Consider the following 16,206-nt stretch of genomic DNA (forward strand, 5'->3'; position numbering starts at 1 on the left):
GCGACGAGGTTGTGATCGATGCTAGTTCCGCTCCAGGGCCACTACAGTTTCTGGCTCGGCCGTTTGTCGATGCAATGGGTGCCCTACGACAACCCGATCATCGTGGGCGCCTTCGTGTTCGCCTGCTCGGTCGGGCTGGCCATCGTGGCCGGTATCACCCGCCTCGGCTGGTGGGGCTATCTCTGGCGCGAATGGGTGACGTCGCTCGATCACAAGAAGATCGGGCTGATGTACATGATCATGGGCGCGATCATGCTGTTCCGCGGCTTCGTCGACGCCGTGATGATCCGGGCCCAGCAGGCCATGGCCGCGGGGCCGCACACGGCCGGTTTCCTGGATGCCAGCCACGGCTATCTGCCGCCGTTCCACTTCGATCAGGTCTACGGCAGCCACGGTACGATCATGATCCTGTTCGCGGTCACGCCGATGCTCATCGGCATGATGAATATCATCGTGCCGCTGCAGGTCGGCGCGCGCGACATGGCTTACCCGTTTCTCAACTCGATCGGCCTGTATCTCACCGCGGTCGGCGCTGCACTCGTGATGCTGTCGTTGTTTCTCGGCGAGTTCTCGCATGCTGGCTGGGTCGGGCTCACGCCGTTATCGGAGCTGGCCTACAGCCCGGGCGTGGGCGTCGACTACTGGTTATGGGCGTTACAGATCAGCGGTATCGGTACGACCATCGGGTCCATCAACATCGTGGCCACCATCGTGAAGATGCGGGCGCCGGGCATGACCTGGGGCAAGCTGCCGATCTTCTCGTGGACGTCGTTGTCCATGAGCACGATCGGCATCACGGCGTTCCCGATCCTGACCGTGGTCGTCAGCCTGCTCACGCTCGATCGCTACGTCGGCACGCATTTCTTCACCGCCGGACTCGGCGGCGATCTGATGCTCTACAAGAACCTGTTCTGGATGTGGGGTCATCCGGAGGTGTATTTCCTCATTTTGCTGCCGTTCGGCGTCGTGTCGGAGGTGATCGCCAACTTCTCGCATAAACAGCTGTTCGGCTTCACCACCATGGTGCTGGCGACGTTCGCGATTGCCGGCGTGTCCTGGAGCGTATGGCTGCATCACTTCTTCGTGATGGGGCAGGGGCCGGGCGTGAATACCTATTTCGGCATCGCGACCATGCTGGTCGGCATTCCGACCGGGGTGAAGCTGTTCAACTGGATCTTCACCATGTGTCGCGGCCGGCTGCACTTCGATCCGCCGATGCTGTGGGCGACCGGCACACTGTTCCTGCTGCCGATCGGCGGGCTGTCGGGCGTGATCCTGGCGATGGTGCCGGCCGACTACGAAATGCATAACAGCGTGTTCGTCATCGCCCACTTCCACAACATGGTCATGGTGACCGTGTTCGCCGAGTTCGCGGCCATCACCTACTGGTTTCCCAAGGTGTTCGGCTTCAAGCTTGATCCGACCATCGGCAAGAAGGTGTTCTGGTCCTGGGTAGTCGCCGCGGCATTGGTGTTCATTCCCATGTACGGCCTCGGCCTGATGGGCATGACGCGGCGGCTGAGTTATATCTCCCGGCCCGAGCTGCAGCCGTTCCTGTATGTCCAGGAAGCCGGCATGTTCATGTTCTGCGTGGCGGCGTTCTACCAGTTCAAGCAGTTCTACATGAGCATCCGCGACCGGGCGAAGGGCGTGCATCTGATCGGCGACGGCGAAGTCTGGAGCGGTGAGCGCAGTGTGGAATGGGTGGCCCATTCGCCGGTGCCGTTCTACAACTTCGCGGTCACGCCCTATATCCACCAGCGCGATGAATGGGCGTGGCGGCGGGCCGAAGGCCATGTCCGCGCCAAGCCCGAGCGCTACGTCGATATCGAGATGCCCAAGAACACCGCCATCCCGTTTCTCATGGCCGGGGCGACGTTCGTGTTCGGTTTTGCCATGGTGTGGCGGATCTGGTGGCTCGGGGCAGTGAGCTTCGCCGGTATCGTCGCCCTGTTGGTGCTGCGCAGCTTCATCGACGATACCGAGTACACGGTCCCGGCCGCCGACGTGGAAAAACACGAGCAACAGTTCTTCCGCCATCGCGATGCCCACTCGCCGGATCTTCGTCCGATCGAGCAGGCCGGCAGAGGAGTGTATCTATGAGCGGCTTTCGCCCGCGTCCGTCATTCGAGCTGGAGGTGCGTCATGGCGTTTGATCAGACCGCCACACCCCGTCTGTTCGAGGAACGCACACCGGATCTGATCGGCAACCGCACCTTCGGGTTCTGGTTGTACATGCTCAGCGACGTGATTATCTATGCGGCGTTGTTCGCGGCGTTTTCGGTGCTGCATACGCACTATGCCGGCGGCCCGACGTCGCAACAGGTGGTGGAACCGCTGCACGGCTTCATCGATTCGGTACTGTTGTTTTCCAGTGTCTGGCTGCTGGGGCTCGGCATGCGTTCGATGGCGGTCGGCGAGCGCGCGATGCTGATCGCGTTCATGGGGCTGGCCGCGATCGTGGCGCTCGGATTCGTCGGCTTCGAGTCCTATGACTTCGCGCACGCGCTCGGTAAGGGCGAGTCGCCGCAGCGCAGTGGTTATCTGTCGATCTACTTCGTACTGCTTGGCCTGCATGCGCTGCATATCTTCGTCGGCATCCTGTGGATGCTGCTGATGATGGTCCAGGTCGCCTTCAAGGGCCTGACCGAGCCGGTCGTATCGCGCTTGCTCAATCTCAAGATATTCTGGATGTTCCAGTCCGTGATCTGGGTCTGCGTGTTCGTGTTCGTCTATCTGCTGGGAGCCGTGGGATGAGTCAAACCGAGAACACGCTCGATCACGTCGAGGTTCAGCTCGGCAGCGTCGCGGCCTATACCGTGGGCTATGTCCTCTCGATTCTGTTGAGCGGGCTGGCGTTCGGGCTGGTGTATACGCACGCGCTGCCGCGCCCGGTGATGTTCGGCGCGCTGTGCGGCATCGCCTTCGCGCTGATCCTGCTGCAGATGTTTCTCTTTCTCGGGCTCAACCTGAACCCGGGGCATCGCTGGAAGACCGCGGCCACCGTATTCACGCTGCCGATCCTCATCCTCATGATCGTGCTCACGATCTGGATGTTCTACACCCTGCAGCTACGGGTCATGCCGCACTGACGACGGCCGTTAATTGACCGCCCGATCGGGTTCGCGCAGCGTAACCGCATCGACTTCGAACTTGCGGATTGCAACATGGACGATATTCAGAATCGCGTCGCGTTGGTGACCGGCGCGTCGCGCGGCATCGGGCGGGGCGCGGCGATCGCGCTGGCACAGGCTGGTTGCCGTGTGGCGCTGGGCTATAACCGATCGGCGGACGAGGCCCGGGCCGCCGTCGCCGAGATCGAAAAAACCGGTGGCACGGCCATCGCCGTGCAGGCCGACATGGCCGACCACGACGCGTTGAACGCGATGGTGGATACGGTCGAATCCGAACTCGGCCCGGTCGAGATTCTGGTCAACAATGCCGGCATCAACCCGATCTATCCGCTGGACGAGATCGACGTGGCGCGCTGGAACGAGACGCTGCAGATCAATCTCACGTCCTGCTTCGTGCTCTCCCAGCGGGTCGTGCCCGGCATGCGCGAGCGCGGTTGGGGCCGGCTGATCATGATGTCGTCCGTGGCCGCTCATATCGGCGGCGTCATCGGCCCGCACTATGCCGCCAGCAAGGCGGGCCAGCTCGGCCTGATGCGCAGCTATGCCCGTATGCTGGCCACCGAGGGCGTCACGTCGAATGCCATCGCCCCGGCGCTGATCGAAACCGACATGATCGCCGGCAACGACAACATCACGCCGGACCTGATTCCGGTGAAACGCTTCGGCCGCGTCGACGAAATCTCGGACATGGTCGTCCATCTGGCCCGCAACGCTTACATGAACGGCCAGACCGTGAATATCGATGGCGGCATGTATATGAGCTGAGGCGACGGAGCGCGGCGTGTGGCGGCCGGTTCCAGTCGGATAAATGAGCGCTCGAAGCAGGCCGCCATGGCCTGCTTCTATTTGGCATCGGCCGACACGCCGAGGCGAGCCGGCGATGTCGCCAGCATCAGGCCACCGCGAGATCGGTTTCGGGCGGCTGGCGACGGAAACCGCCGGTGAGCGCGGCCAGATACGCGATGCCGAGCGTCAGCCAGGCCAGGCCCAGGCCGATGGCGGTCCAGTTCAGCTGGGTGAGCAGGCCGATATCCACCAGCGCCCCGATCGTCGGCAGCACCGCATAACCGAACACCGACAATCGCTGCGTCGCGCGCTGCCGCAGGTAATAGGCCAGCACGCAGACGTTGACCATCGTGAAGGCCAGGAACGCACCGAAGTTGATGAACGAGGTCGCCGTATCCAGCGACAGGCCCAGCGAGCCGAGCGAGGCGACGCCTACGAGTATCAGGTTGAACAGCGGCGTCTTGAACTTCGGATGCAGATAACCGAAGAAGCGTCGCGGCAGCACGCCATCGCGCCCCATGACATAGAGCAGGCGGCTGGTACTGGTCTGGATCGCCAGACCGGACGCAAAGCCGCCGACGATCACGGCGCTGTTGATCAGATCGGCAAACGCCTGGCCGCCGATGCGTACCGACATGCCGTAGGAGGCGGTGGATTCGTTGTCGAACACGCTGCCCGGGTGCACCAGCTGCATGATGAACGACACGGTCACGAACAACACGCCGCCGATGAGCACGATCAACACAATGGCGCGCGGCACCGTGCGCCCGGCGTCGACGGTTTCTTCGCTGAGCGTGGTCACGGCGTCGAAGCCGAGAAACGAGTAGGCCGCGATCGCGGCCGCGGCGGTCACGGCGGCGAACGTGGAGTGCTCGTTCCAGAACGGCGCGAAGTCGACCGCGGGTGCGGTCGGCGCGTGGCCCAGAAAGTGCACGCACATGAAAACGAACGCGGCGATACCGGCCACCGTCAGCAGCATCAGTCCGCGATTGACCCAGTCCGCCAGCACGATGCCGAGCCCGTTGATGAGCGTGGTGAGCCCGATGTTGACCAGCAGCCAGCCCCAGATCGGGATACCCGGGAACTGGGCGTTCAGATACAGCGACTGGATCAGCCAGGCCACCATCGGCAAAAAGAAATAATCCAGCAGAATCGCCCAGCCGACGAGAAACCCGATATGCCCGCCGAGCATGTTGCGTGCATAGCTGTAGGCCGAACCGGAGACCGGCGAAATACGCGCCATCTTGCCGTAGCTCAATGCCGTGAACAGCATGGCCAGCGTAGCGACGAGGTAGGCCGTCGAGGCCGTGCCGTGACTGGTCGAGGCGATCACGCCGAACATCAGCATGACAATGGCGGGTGCCATATAGGCCAGCCCGAACAGCACCACCGAGGTTAGTGAAAGACGGGTGGCGAGCGTGGTCGAATCGTTACTCATGCGGTTCCCCCTTGGGCCTGCGTTGGGCTCGTTCGAGCCGGTGCGAAATCGGCCGCGCTGCCGTCAACCGATATCCCGCACGGGTCGCCCTCGAGCGGAGTATCGAGTTGCCCATCGACGGCAGCCCGGCCGGTGTTCAGTCGCGGCGCCAGCGCGCCGGGTCGAGCGTGCCGCCGTACAGCGGCAGCTCGAGTACGGTGTCGACGTGGTCGAATTGCCCCCAGGGGCGCGTGACACCGGCCGTGCCGTAGCGCTGTACGTTCGCGACTTCATCCAGATCGATCACGTCGCCCAGCACGAGTTCGCCGGTGTCTTCGGTGCTCTGGCGCACCGTGCCCTGCGGATCCACCAGCAGACTGCGTCCGATGCCATCCGGTGCGGCGGCATTCACGCTCGCCACGAAAACCTGGTTGGCAATCGCATTGGCGCGGGCCAGCACGGTTTCCTGGGCGCGATCGCCGGTCGGCGTCTTGACCACGTTCAGAATCAGCTCGGCGCCCATCCACGCCAAATGGCGCGCGCTTTCCGGGAACCAGGCGTCGTAGCATATCGACAGGCCGATGCGCCCGACACCCGGCATATTGAAGACCTTGAATTCCGACCCGGCGGCCAGGGTTTCGTACGGCCGCCACGGGAAGATCTTGCGATAGGCGGCGACGCGCTCGCCCTGCGGCGAATAGACCGCCATCGTGTTGTAGATGCGCCCGTCGTCACCCCGCTCGAAAAAGCTGCCCGGCACCAGCCAGATGTCGAGTTCGGCCGCCAGCGAGGCGAGGGCGGCATCGCGTGGGCCGTCGAGCGGCTCCGCACAGGCCTCGGCGGCCTCGGCTTCGCTGGCGAAGTTCTCGACAGGCGACAAATGATGCTCGGGATACAGAAACAAGCGGGTTTGGCTATAGACCTGCCGCAGGGCACGCAGTCGTTCGCTGAATGTCTCGAGTACGCGATCGCGCGGGGCGGCGTATTGAACCAGGGCGATAGGAAGCGGACGGCTCATGAATGATGCGGCTTGGAAATTAATTAAATAAAATTTAGTTAATTAAAATGACGGCGTCAAACAAGGGCGGGGCCCGGAGGATTCATCGGCTCGCGGGCTCCACGCGGGCTATCGCACGGGGTGGTCCGGTATGCTCGGCGCCTGACGCACTCCCGATTCGAAGCGCTGACGCACAACACCCATGGCCCGTCCACGAAACCAAGGCGAACGCCGCCGGCAATTGATCGATGCCGCCACCGAAGCGGTCATCCAGCACGGTGTCACCCACGCCCGGCTGGCGGATATCGCCGACGAAGCGGGGCTCACGCCGGCCTCGGTGCTCTACTACTATCCGGACGTGCGCGAGCTATTCTCGGCCGTGTTCGAACACGGGCATCAGGAATACTGCACGCGGCGCGAGGCGCGAGTGGCCGCCGAGCGCGACCCGGTCGCCCAGCTGGCGGCCTGTATTCGCTCCGGCGTGCCGCGGCCCGGCCAGACCGAGCAGGCCAGTCGCGTGCTGTATGAACTCATGCCGGTCGTGCTTCGCAACGAGCAGGCCGCGATGCATTACCGAACGTTCGTCGAGCGACAGGCCGTGTTGTATCGCGATGTACTGGACAATGGCGCGGCCCGGGGCGTATTTCAGCTCGCCGCGTCGGCCGACTCGCTCGGCCGCGGTTTCGTCGCGCTCGAAGATGGCTACGGCGTTCAGGTGCTCATCGGGGGCATGACGGCCGATGACGCCGAACGGGCCCTGTTCACCCAGGCATCGGTGATGGCGGGCGTCGACGCGAAGGCATTCGGCATCGCGCCGCAATAGCGGGCCCGGTGCCGACATGCTTGATTGCCCGGCCCGCTTCAAGCAGATTGGCGGGCCGCTGTAAACATCCGGCCGCCGCTTTCCGATGACCGATTTCGAGACGCTTCGCTGGGCTGCCGGCCAGTTGTTCGGGCTGATCGCGCTCGCGCTCTGCGTGCTGGGTTTTGCCAGCAAGCGCGACGATCGGTTGTTCGTGCTGTTGCTATTCGCCAACGTCGCGTTTTCGTTTCAGTTCGTGATGTTTCGTAGCTGGGTGGCCGCGGCCATCGCGGCGCTTATCGTGCTTCGGATTCATCTGGTGCGTCGCTACAAGGGTCGGGCGAGCGTGATGCTGGCCATTCTGGTCGCAACCTGCCTGGTTTCGATCCCGACCTGGACCGGTCCGCGCGATATCTGGGCCTTGGCCGCCGGCCTGATCGGTACCTACGGCATGTTCATGCTCACGGGCATCGGCATGCGCTGGCTGCTCGCAGCGGCCGCGTTCTGCTGGGTCATCAGCAATCTATTGGTCGAGTCGTTTGGTGGGACGCTTGCGGAAGCGCTCATTCTGGTCACGAATCTGGTCACCATCGCTCGCTTGTATCGGGACCGAGCAACCGTCTAGTCCGCCCCAATCCGTTCACAGTAGCTGTGGATAAACCCGTGGGTAGATTCGCGCGACGCGCCGACGATCCGCGGTTTGGCCGGAATGATCGAATATTAACCAGACGTCCGATAGCGGAAAGCCGCATCGCGTACGTTGGCCGTCAGCGCTATACCTGAAGCAACGGCGAGCGGCGCGCATTGCTCGCGGCGGGCCGGCGCGGCGGCGCCCGATATGCCGCCAGGCCTTGATATACGGGCGATGAGGAGGTAGGCCATGCTGCGGTTGTTATTCGCGATGTTCTTGCTGGTCCTGTTTGCCGTGTTCTACATGGCCCTGCTCGGCGAGGTGGGATGAGCCGAAAGCGCCGCGGGTGCGGGATGTTAGACGCGATCCGGGCCGTTTGGAGCACGCGCTTTGGGCCGCCCGGGTTATCCCCGCAATCTGTGGATAAGTCGGTGAGTAAATCGTCGGTCGGTCGGCCCGCGCGCTGACGCGGCGGGCTCGAACGGCCCGAAACAGCGACTTGGTCAATCCGTGGTCACGACCAGGCCACCCGGCGGGGTCCAGCCCTCGCGGGCATCGTCCCAGGCGCGGGCCAGCGCGAACACCCGCGACTCGTCGCCGGGCCGGGCCAGCAGTTCCAGCCCGACCGGGCGGCCCTGACGGTCGAAGCCCGCCGGCAGGCTAATGGCCGGGAAGCCAGTGACCGGTGCAAGCAAGGCGTTGCTGCCATCTTGGGTGCCGCCCAGCAATGTCGGCGGCTGGCGCACCGTGGGGTACGCCATCACATCCAATGACTGCGCCTCGAAACAGGCGTTGAGCCGGTCCGCGAGGGCCGCGCGCGCCGCCAGCGCCTGCTGATAACCGGGGCTGTCGGTGCCGGGGTGGCGGGCGCGTTCGGAAAACACCGGCGTCAGCTGTTCGTGTTCGAGCCCGCGATCCACGATGTCCTGCAACGACCGCACCGGGCTACCGGCCAGGCTATCGGCATGCGCGGCCAGGTCGGCGGCCAGCGCTTCGGCGAACTCATAAGCGATCACGTTCGCGGCATCGGTGTCGCGGCGCAGGTTCTCGAGCGCGATCGATAAGACCTGGGCGCCCAGATAGGCCAGGCGTTCCACCGCCGCCATGCACACGCTCGCCACGTCGGCGCTGTGGTCGTCGTCGCGGTCGAACCAGGCATCGAGCACGCCGATGCGCATGCGGGCGCTGGCTTCGACGGGCTGGTACGGCCGATCGGCCAGAACGGCGAAGGCGCGTGCCATATCCGCGCCAAAGCGCGTCAGCGGCCCCGGCATGTCCTGCGTGGGGGATAGCGGCACGATGCCGTCCAGGGGAATCGCGCCACGCGAGGCCCGCAATCCGTACAGATGATGGAAAGCCGCCGGAATACGCACCGAGCCGGCAGTGTCGCTACCGATCGCGAGCGGCACATAGCCGGCGGCGACCGCCACGGCCGCGCCGCTGCTCGAGCCGCCCGGCGAATGATCCAGCGCATAGGCGTTGCGCGTGAAGCCGGTCAGCGAGGAAGCACCGGTGATGCCGGCGGCGAGTTCGTGCATCGCGGTCTTGCCCAGCACGATGGCGCCGGCCCGGCGCAAGCGGGCAACGATCGGGGCATCGCGCTGGGCAACGCGCCCCACGAGCGCGGCGGAGCCGGCGGTGGTCGGCCAGCCGGCGACATCCATATTGTCCTTAACCAGCACCGGAATGCCCTCGAGCAGCCCGATGGCTTCGCCGTTCGCGCGCCGGCGGTCGCTAGCCGCCGCAGCAGCGCGTGCCTCGTCGGCCGCGAGATGGGTGATCGCGTTCAGCGCCGGCCCGCGCGAATCGAGCGCTTCGATACGGGCGATGGCGTGTTCAACCAGGGTCGCGGCGTGCTGGCGCCCGGCGGCGAGCTCGTCGAGCAGGGTGTCGATCGACACGGTGGCGGGGTCGGGAGCGGTCATGGCGCAGTGGATGGGCAAAAAAATATTGTATCGCGAAGCTATTACGCGAGCGCATCGCGCACCACGCTTGATCGGTAGGCTGCTGACAGTCGGGGCGGCCGAGTCTGAACAACTCACAAAAACTGTGGATAAACCCGTGGGTGGATTGCGGTGGCGCCCGTGCCGCTTGGGATAGCGGCCGATGGTTAGAAACTAACCAACCGATAAAGCAGCCATCCAGCGAAGAATCGGGTAAAAATTAAAGACCCGGCCGGTGGCCACGACCCGAGACTCCGCCATGCCTGTGCATCGCCTGCCCACGTTCGGGCATCCGCATCTCGCACTGCTCGACGGCCATACGCCCATCCAGCGACTCGCGCGCCTGGAAGACGCACTGGGCCCGGCGCGGCGCGGCATCGAGCTGTACGTCAAACGCGACGATCACATGAGCCTGGGCGGCGGCGGCAACAAGCTGCGCAAGCTGGAATTCCTGCTCGGGCAGGCCCGCGCCGCGGGCGTGGATACCATCGTGACGGTCGGCGGGCTGCAATCCAATCATGCCCGGTTGACCGCGGCGGCCTGCGCCCGCCTGGGATTGGCCTGCGAGCTCGTGCTCACGCGTGTCGTCCCGCGTTCCGATCCGGAGTACGAAACCGGCGGCAACGTGCTGCTCGATCAGTTGTTCGGGGCGGTGGTGCACACGCGGGCCGGCGATGTGGACGCACTCGAGGAGGCTCATGCGCGGGCGGAGGCACTCGAAGCGCGCGGGCGCTGTGTCGTCGTTATCCCGACCGGCGGTTCCACCGCGACCGGCTGTCTCGGCTATGCCCGTTGTGCCTACGAAATCGCGGCTCAGGAAGAAAAACTCGAGTTCACCTTCGATGCGGTCGTGGTCGCGAACGGCAGCGGCGGAACCCACGCCGGGCTGGCGGCGGGCATGATCGCGCTGCGCCGCGATCCGCGCTGTATCCGTTCCTATGCCGTATTGGCCGAGGAATCCACGGCGCGGGCGCGTACCGCCGCGCTGATCGAGCAGACGCTGGACGCCATGGGCGCGGTCGCCGGCCAACGTGACACGAACGATCCGGTGGTCGACGGGCGATATCGCGGGCCGGGCTATGGCCTGCCGACGCCGGCCATGATCGACGCGCTGGCGCAGGTGGCCCGCCTCGAAGGGCTGATGCTCGATCCGGTGTATACGGGCAAAGCCATGGCTGGCCTGCTGGCCGATACCACGGCCGGCGTGTTTCAACCCGGCCAGCGCCTGTTGTTTCTGGCCACCGGCGGCGCGCCTGGGCTGCATGCGTATCGCTCGATTTTCGCGTCGGAAGCGGGGCCCGCTGCTGATGCTGAATAACCCACAGAATCTGTGGATAAGGCCGTGGGTGAATTGCGCTAAAACACGTCATCACGCGGCTTTCGAGCGGCTGGCCAATAATTGACCAGTCGATGCGTCGCCCGGGTTCGTTGGCGCCATGGCCATTGGCAGTACGGCGTTTGCCAGTGACCGAAAGCGGGCTGCCGGCCGCTCACGACGGCGCCATCGGCACGCGGCGCCGTACTTTGAACGAATGCTTAACGTGCCGAATGCTAGAAGACCTCGCGTACGCGTATTGAATAAGGGATGACTGGGGCATGCGGCGAATCTTCGTATTGGTGTTTGTGGCCGCGCTGGCGGGTTGTACGACGGCGCCCAACGGCCCCGCGTGGGGCTCCCAGGCCACGCTGACACCGGGCTGGTCGCGACTTGGCCACGCCGCCGCCGATGCCGCGCGCTCGCCGGTCACCTGGGCGCCGCTGGCGGCCGCCGGCCTGCTGCAGATCGACCACGCCGATCGCCAGATCTCCCACTGGGCCTCCGACAACACGCCGATCTTCGGCTCGCGCAACACCGCCCAGACCGCCAGCAACGTCATGCTGGGCGCGTCCGCCTTGTTGTATACGACCACGGCCCTCGCCGCGCCGAGTTATCAGGAAAACTGGTATTCGAACAAGGCCAAGGGGATCGGCGTCGGCATTGGCGCCGCGCTCACCACCGAAGGCGTTGTCGAAGGGCTCAAGAAGGGCGTGGGCCGCCAGCGGCCCGACAATTCCGGAAACGACAGCTTCCCGTCGGGCCATGCCTCGCTGACGTCGGTTTCGGCCACCATGACCCAGCGCAATATCGACACGCTACCGATTTCCGGCACCAGCAAATTCGCGCTGCGCAGCCTGGCCGTGGGCCTGAGCGTGGGCACCGACTATGCCCGCGTGGCCGGTCGTAAGCACTATCCCTCCGACGTGCTGGTCGGCGCGGCGCTGGGGCATTTCATTGGTGTGGTGGCCGACGAAGCCTTCCTCGGCGTACCGGCCGATCGGTTCGTGCCGGTGGTCAGCATGTCGCGCCACGGTGGCACCGTGGGCTTCGAAGGGCACTTCTAAAACCCGGCTAGTCAGCGCCTGCCCGCATCAGCCGGGCGGGCGGGGCGAGCCTCACGCCAGCCACGCCTCGATCGCCGGTACGAAGATGATCAGGCCGATCACGACCGAGCCGATGGCGCTCAGCAACACCGCGCCGGCTGCCACATCCTTGGCTTTCTTCACCACCGGGTGAAACTCCGGCGACGCCACGTCGCATAGCAGCTCGAACGCGGTATTCAACGCCTCGGCGACCCATACCGCAGTCATCGCCAGCACCAGCACGCACCACTGCATCGCCGACACGCCGGTCAATAGCCCAAGGCATACGACCAGCGCCGTCGCCGTGGCATGAATCCAGGCATTGTGCTGCGTGACCAGCAGTTCGCCGATCCCGACCACGGCATGTCGCATGCTGCGCAGCCGGCCATTGAAGGTGAAGGAGAGGGTCGTATCGTCCATCGATGGATGCCTGCGTTGAGTGCTCGCCAACCCGCGGCATGCAACCGCTCGGCCGGTTCCGGTTGTTTACGCAGCCCGGCATGAAAATGCAACCGGGCTGCCGTGAAATCATCGCGACCACGGGCAACGCTATCTGCAATCGATCGCCGTTCCCGCCGTGCGCGGGCAGGGCAGCGATCGTTGCCGAGAAACTACTCACAGAATCTGTGGATAACGCCGTGGGCAAGTCGGCCGTTCCGTGGCCGGGCAAGGGTTAGGAGGCGTTGGCCAAAAACTGACCAGAACGCCGGCCGGCAACCGTGGCCGGGAACACGCCGCAAGCCCGGCGGAGCGCGAGGCAAACCGGAGGTTATCCCGAGTGTCAGGCCACTGGACGGCCTACGTTAGACTACGCCGCGCCGGCACCTTCCGGGCTTGGTGTTGTCCACCCATTAGTGCGCGAGCATCCCCGCGCTCGTGCCGGCCCCACTTGATTCGAGACCTGCTCATGGCCAAACAGCAACGCGCCGCGCTCACGGATATCCAGAACGCGTCGACGGAAGAGCTGCAAACCTACTACGACCGCTGGTCCGACGCCTACGACGCCGATCTCGCGGCAATGGGCTATCAGGCACCGCAAGTCGCGGCCCGTCTCCTGCGCGACTACGACATCGCCGGCGAAGAGCCCATCCTGGACGTCGGCTGTGGCACCGGCCTTACCGGGCAAGCCTTGCAGCAGCAAGGCTTCAACAACATCACCGGCCTCGATCTTTCGCCCGTCTCGCTTCAGCACGCCGAAGCCAAAGGGTGCTATGGCGAACTCCATGAGTGCGATATCACCCAACCGCTACCACTGGAGAATCGTCAGTTCGCCGCCGTCCAGTGCATCGGTACGCTCACCTATGTGCGCGACACCTCGCCGTTCATGCGCGAACTGTGCCGCGTCGTCCAGCCGGGCGGGCTGATCCTGTTCACCCAGCGCAAGGACCTCTACGGCGACGCCTTCCAGTGCGCCCTCGACACTGTCACCGCTCAAGGCCTCTGGTCGCTCGTCCACCACTCCGAACCCCAGCCCTACCTGCCCAACTACGACGCCTTCGACAGCGCACAGGATATCTACTACGACCTGTATCGGGCGGCGGACTGATTTGTCCGCGTGGCGCCGCTCACTAAAACCCTTGCGAGCGGCGCTCAATTCCAATTGCATGTGGCGGTTGATCCGGACCCGCTGATTACACGAGACCGGCGACGTCTTGGTTTGCGTGGTTCCGAGCGCGTTCGCGCTGAGCGCAGTGGGTGGTAAACGCTCTTACCAGCCCGCGCAATCCTTCATATCGCTAGATTACGAGCCGACATACCGCTAACGCTTTGAATTCAATCGCTCGCGTTTTGCGCTTGCTAAAGGGTTATTGAGCCCGCGATTTCGACTGTGCTATGCAGACAGTACGGAAGGGGCTTAGCCGGCCTGATTTTATGGCCTTCTATGCTTTGTTGGGACCGGGGAATAGCTCGTGGACGATCGTATATCTGCCGCAACGTTTGGGCCGAACACGGCGCGTTCGCGTTTTAAGTGGGCTGGAATGCGACCGATTGGCGTCACGTCAATACGAGGCTTGAGCACGCTTTCTTTGGCTTTTTTGCTAGAGAAAATCGCCGGTATATCTAGATATGGATAGTTATATATCTAGTATTAGATATATGTCGTTTACTTGGCGTTAGCTTCTAAAACTATGAATAGTCGAGATATAGCTGTTTACCTCAGAGAAGCTGAGACTCAATGCCGTCTTAGCCTTGGTGCTTGCATAGCACTCAATAACGCTATGAACGCATCTTCCAAAAACGAGGATGGAACTCAGAACTGGGAGAGGTTTCGTTACATTCACGGCGAAGTCTTCCGATCGATTCATAGTCTTCTTACTCATGCGAGCAACATCTCACGGCTCTTTTGGCCGCCAATCGGACGTGGCAAAAATGGTGCAAAAAAAGAGGAGCGAGGCCGGATATTGCGTGAGCGAGTAGGGTTGCCTAACGAGAATCACCCTCTAAAAAAAAGAACTCTTCGGGATCACTTAGAGCACTTCGACGAGCGCATCGATAGCTGGCGAGAAACAAGCGCGCGAAAAAACTACGCTCAAGACTTGATTGGCCCGCAGAATATGATTCAGGGACTTGATCCCGCAGATATGATGCGTTGGTATGACCCTGATAGAAAACGCTTCATGTTTCGAGGCGAGGAGTTCGATATGCAAGAGCTTGTTTCTGCAATCAATGAATTACTTCCTACATTGAATAAGGCCGCTGAGGCTGCCGAGACCGAATTACGCGGTAGGAAAAGCTAACGGTCCGCTGCAGTTGACCGCCCGAAGCGCTGCCGCGCTTCAGTCGGCAACTGAGCTACGGCGTTATACCAGATCGTAATGACTGCAAATAATCTAAACGAGTGGACTGGATATCGCTTCGATTACTACCTTTCCGGTCGAACCCTGCTCTTCAATAATCAGATGCAAACTGGCGTTCTGATGCTTGGGTACGCAGTTGAAGCGCATCTTAAACATGTGCTGGCTTACGATCCTGAAGTCGGCAAGAAGTATCGTTACGGACATGACTTCATGGGTCTATTCCAGGCCCTGCGGGATGGCGGCTATATGCACGATGTGGAAGTCAGCGAAGATCTTCTACATTTCGTCGAGGATAATTTTGATCGACGTTATCCAAGCCAAACGAATCGAACGCTTAAGCGTGCTGAAGACCGCGGTCATGCGATTTCGATGTCCCCATCAGTAATTACAGCTTACGACGAGTTGATAATGCAGCTCGATATGTCGATTCTTAGGCTGTTCGATAGCCCGGGCTCATCCATTATGTTCAAGGCGGCGCAAGGCATCGACACTGCGGGAGTCGATCTGTTTTTCCACAGTAATTACTCGGCAGTCGCGAGAATCGAAACCGCGGTTAGCCTCTGCGACCGGTGGTTAGAAGAATTAAAACGCGAGAACCCGAATATATACGAGGTTAACCTACGGTCGCATCGCGAGCGTTTGCCGCTACTCGACGATCAAGCCCGTTTGCTGCGTTCAGAACGGGCTTCTATTGGGATTACGCCACGAGGTGGTTTCGAGGGCGCTCTGAAGGCCTCAAAAGAATTCGTATATCCGGGGCGTTACCGAGAGCTGCCAGATGGCACGCGTGTATTCGAGTCGTCGTTCTAAGTATAACGATTCGCTGCAGTTGACCGCCCAAAGCGCTGCCGGGTGGATTCAACTTCCAACTGCAACAGGAAGGCCTTTTCTGAGGACTTCATGGGGCGTGAGATAACCGAGGCGTTTTCGTGGTCGATGGTTGAGTAAACGAACGACTTTGTCGAGGTCTGATTGCGTGACGTCGCTCAAGGAAGCGGTTTTCCGATAGAACTGGCGCAAAAGACCATTCAGGTTTTCATTGCAGCCACGCTGCCACGGCGCATGCGGCTGAGCGAAGTAGATCGATAGGCCCGTGAATTCGCCGATGCGGTGGAAGTCAGCGAATTCGCTGCCGTTGTCGTAGGTCAGCGTATGGCGCCATCGTCTGGGCAAGCGTTTAAACGCCTAGATTGTCGCGTCGGCCAGTGGCTGTGCGTGGCGGCTCTAAAAGCGTTCGGGGTCTATCTTCGGATTCTGCAGGCAGCCGAGGGTGTAGAAATCGGCTAGACTCGATCCCG

Annotated in this window: 16 protein-coding genes; 11 read left to right on the forward strand and 5 right to left on the reverse strand. The window is 62.6% G+C overall.

The window, feature by feature from the left end; all coding sequences use genetic code 11:
• Positions 1–18 precede the first annotated feature (18 nt).
• The 4 genes from C41B8_RS16930 to C41B8_RS16945 all read left to right on the forward strand — a co-directional run bounded on the left by C41B8_RS16930 (position 19) and on the right by C41B8_RS16945 (position 3,899).
• Complete coding sequence (locus C41B8_RS16930) at positions 19–2,103, forward strand: cbb3-type cytochrome c oxidase subunit I (RefSeq protein ID WP_084189164.1); 2,085 nt, start codon at positions 19–21, stop codon at positions 2,101–2,103.
• A gap of 42 nt (positions 2,104–2,145) precedes the next feature.
• Complete coding sequence (locus C41B8_RS16935; RefSeq protein ID WP_051883706.1) at positions 2,146–2,757, forward strand: cytochrome c oxidase subunit 3; 612 nt, start codon at positions 2,146–2,148, stop codon at positions 2,755–2,757.
• Positions 2,754–3,092 carry a cytochrome o ubiquinol oxidase subunit IV gene (locus C41B8_RS16940; RefSeq protein ID WP_037340918.1) on the forward strand — a complete coding sequence of 113 codons (339 nt, stop codon included), beginning with the start codon at positions 2,754–2,756 and terminating at the stop codon, positions 3,090–3,092. Before C41B8_RS16935 ends, C41B8_RS16940 begins: the two co-directional genes overlap by 4 nt.
• Before the next feature lie 75 nt (positions 3,093–3,167).
• On the forward strand, positions 3,168–3,899 hold the full coding sequence (locus C41B8_RS16945) for an SDR family NAD(P)-dependent oxidoreductase (RefSeq protein ID WP_037340922.1): 732 nt from the start codon (positions 3,168–3,170) through the stop codon (positions 3,897–3,899).
• Between the two features lie 127 nt (positions 3,900–4,026).
• Here C41B8_RS16945 and C41B8_RS16950 read toward each other — a convergent pair whose 3' ends face one another.
• Positions 4,027–5,358 carry an APC family permease gene (locus C41B8_RS16950; protein ID WP_037340925.1) on the reverse strand — a complete coding sequence of 444 codons (1,332 nt, stop codon included), beginning with the start codon at positions 5,356–5,358 and terminating at the stop codon, positions 4,027–4,029.
• Positions 5,359–5,494: 136 nt separating this feature from the next.
• The gene (locus C41B8_RS16955; RefSeq protein WP_084189165.1) at positions 5,495–6,355 is read right to left on the reverse strand and encodes a carbon-nitrogen hydrolase family protein; all 861 of its coding nucleotides are present in this window, start codon (positions 6,353–6,355) and stop codon (positions 5,495–5,497) included.
• Positions 6,356–6,536: 181 nt separating this feature from the next.
• On the opposite strand from C41B8_RS16955, the gene C41B8_RS16960 reads away from it, so the two are divergent.
• Together C41B8_RS16960 and C41B8_RS16965 are read left to right on the forward strand one after the other, a co-directional pair.
• On the forward strand, positions 6,537–7,157 hold the full coding sequence (locus C41B8_RS16960) for a TetR/AcrR family transcriptional regulator (protein WP_037340927.1): 621 nt from the start codon (positions 6,537–6,539) through the stop codon (positions 7,155–7,157).
• Between the two features lie 85 nt (positions 7,158–7,242).
• Positions 7,243–7,761: a YgjV family protein gene (locus C41B8_RS16965; protein ID WP_037340930.1), complete on the forward strand. Its 519-nt coding sequence runs from the start codon at positions 7,243–7,245 to the stop codon at positions 7,759–7,761.
• 509 nt (positions 7,762–8,270) lie between these two features.
• Here C41B8_RS16965 and C41B8_RS16970 read toward each other — a convergent pair.
• Positions 8,271–9,692 (reverse strand): amidase, encoded by a 1,422-nt coding sequence (locus tag C41B8_RS16970; RefSeq protein WP_051883707.1) that lies wholly within the window; start codon positions 9,690–9,692, stop codon positions 8,271–8,273.
• 277 nt (positions 9,693–9,969) lie between these two features.
• Here C41B8_RS16970 and C41B8_RS16975 point away from each other — a divergent pair, with 277 nt between their 5' ends.
• Both C41B8_RS16975 and C41B8_RS19840 read left to right on the forward strand, forming a co-directional pair.
• Entirely contained in the window at positions 9,970–11,028 is a 1,059-nt protein-coding gene (locus C41B8_RS16975) for a D-cysteine desulfhydrase family protein (RefSeq protein WP_051883710.1), read from the forward strand.
• Positions 11,029–11,306: 278 nt separating this feature from the next.
• Positions 11,307–12,092, forward strand: coding sequence for a phosphatase PAP2 family protein (locus tag C41B8_RS19840; protein ID WP_051883708.1), 786 nt, complete (start codon positions 11,307–11,309; stop codon positions 12,090–12,092).
• Positions 12,093–12,143: 51 nt separating this feature from the next.
• On the opposite strand, the gene C41B8_RS16985 is transcribed toward C41B8_RS19840, so the two are convergent.
• Entirely contained in the window at positions 12,144–12,530 is a 387-nt protein-coding gene (locus C41B8_RS16985; RefSeq protein ID WP_037340932.1) for a diacylglycerol kinase family protein, read from the reverse strand.
• A 487-nt stretch (positions 12,531–13,017) separates the two neighbouring features.
• Between C41B8_RS16985 and C41B8_RS16995 the strand changes: the two genes are divergently transcribed.
• The 3 genes from C41B8_RS16995 to C41B8_RS17000 all read left to right on the forward strand — a co-directional run bounded on the left by C41B8_RS16995 (position 13,018) and on the right by C41B8_RS17000 (position 15,718).
• Positions 13,018–13,656, forward strand: a complete 639-nt coding sequence (locus C41B8_RS16995) for a class I SAM-dependent DNA methyltransferase (RefSeq protein WP_051883709.1) — start codon at positions 13,018–13,020, stop codon at positions 13,654–13,656.
• A 673-nt stretch (positions 13,657–14,329) separates the two neighbouring features.
• Entirely contained in the window at positions 14,330–14,848 is a 519-nt protein-coding gene (locus C41B8_RS20535) for a hypothetical protein (protein WP_156962578.1), read from the forward strand.
• 78 nt (positions 14,849–14,926) lie between these two features.
• The gene (locus C41B8_RS17000) at positions 14,927–15,718 is read left to right on the forward strand and encodes a hypothetical protein (RefSeq protein ID WP_037340936.1); all 792 of its coding nucleotides are present in this window, start codon (positions 14,927–14,929) and stop codon (positions 15,716–15,718) included.
• Between the two features lie 48 nt (positions 15,719–15,766).
• Here C41B8_RS17000 and C41B8_RS20540 read toward each other — a convergent pair whose 3' ends face one another.
• Positions 15,767–16,081: an IS30 family transposase gene (locus C41B8_RS20540; RefSeq protein WP_156962579.1), complete on the reverse strand. Its 315-nt coding sequence runs from the start codon at positions 16,079–16,081 to the stop codon at positions 15,767–15,769.
• Positions 16,082–16,206: the final 125 nt, after the last annotated feature.

Origin of the sequence: Salinisphaera hydrothermalis C41B8 (genome assembly GCF_000732535.1) — a bacterium.
Classification (GTDB): Bacteria; Pseudomonadota; Gammaproteobacteria; order Nevskiales; family Salinisphaeraceae; genus Salinisphaera; species Salinisphaera hydrothermalis.

Coding starts and splice junctions, on each gene's coding strand:
- C41B8_RS16930 (WP_084189164.1), top strand. CDS start 19: ATGCTAGTTCCGCTCCAGGGCCACTACAGTTTCTGGCTCGGCCGTTTG.
- C41B8_RS16935 (WP_051883706.1), top strand. CDS start 2,146: ATGGCGTTTGATCAGACCGCCACACCCCGTCTGTTCGAGGAACGCACA.
- C41B8_RS16940 (WP_037340918.1), top strand. CDS start 2,754: ATGAGTCAAACCGAGAACACGCTCGATCACGTCGAGGTTCAGCTCGGC.
- C41B8_RS16945 (WP_037340922.1), top strand. CDS start 3,168: ATGGACGATATTCAGAATCGCGTCGCGTTGGTGACCGGCGCGTCGCGC.
- C41B8_RS16950 (WP_037340925.1), bottom strand. CDS start 5,358: ATGAGTAACGATTCGACCACGCTCGCCACCCGTCTTTCACTAACCTCG.
- C41B8_RS16955 (WP_084189165.1), bottom strand. CDS start 6,355: ATGAGCCGTCCGCTTCCTATCGCCCTGGTTCAATACGCCGCCCCGCGC.
- C41B8_RS16960 (WP_037340927.1), top strand. CDS start 6,537: ATGGCCCGTCCACGAAACCAAGGCGAACGCCGCCGGCAATTGATCGAT.
- C41B8_RS16965 (WP_037340930.1), top strand. CDS start 7,243: ATGACCGATTTCGAGACGCTTCGCTGGGCTGCCGGCCAGTTGTTCGGG.
- C41B8_RS16970 (WP_051883707.1), bottom strand. CDS start 9,692: ATGACCGCTCCCGACCCCGCCACCGTGTCGATCGACACCCTGCTCGAC.
- C41B8_RS16975 (WP_051883710.1), top strand. CDS start 9,970: ATGCCTGTGCATCGCCTGCCCACGTTCGGGCATCCGCATCTCGCACTG.
- C41B8_RS19840 (WP_051883708.1), top strand. CDS start 11,307: ATGCGGCGAATCTTCGTATTGGTGTTTGTGGCCGCGCTGGCGGGTTGT.
- C41B8_RS16985 (WP_037340932.1), bottom strand. CDS start 12,530: ATGGACGATACGACCCTCTCCTTCACCTTCAATGGCCGGCTGCGCAGC.
- C41B8_RS16995 (WP_051883709.1), top strand. CDS start 13,018: ATGGCCAAACAGCAACGCGCCGCGCTCACGGATATCCAGAACGCGTCG.
- C41B8_RS20535 (WP_156962578.1), top strand. CDS start 14,330: ATGAACGCATCTTCCAAAAACGAGGATGGAACTCAGAACTGGGAGAGG.
- C41B8_RS17000 (WP_037340936.1), top strand. CDS start 14,927: ATGACTGCAAATAATCTAAACGAGTGGACTGGATATCGCTTCGATTAC.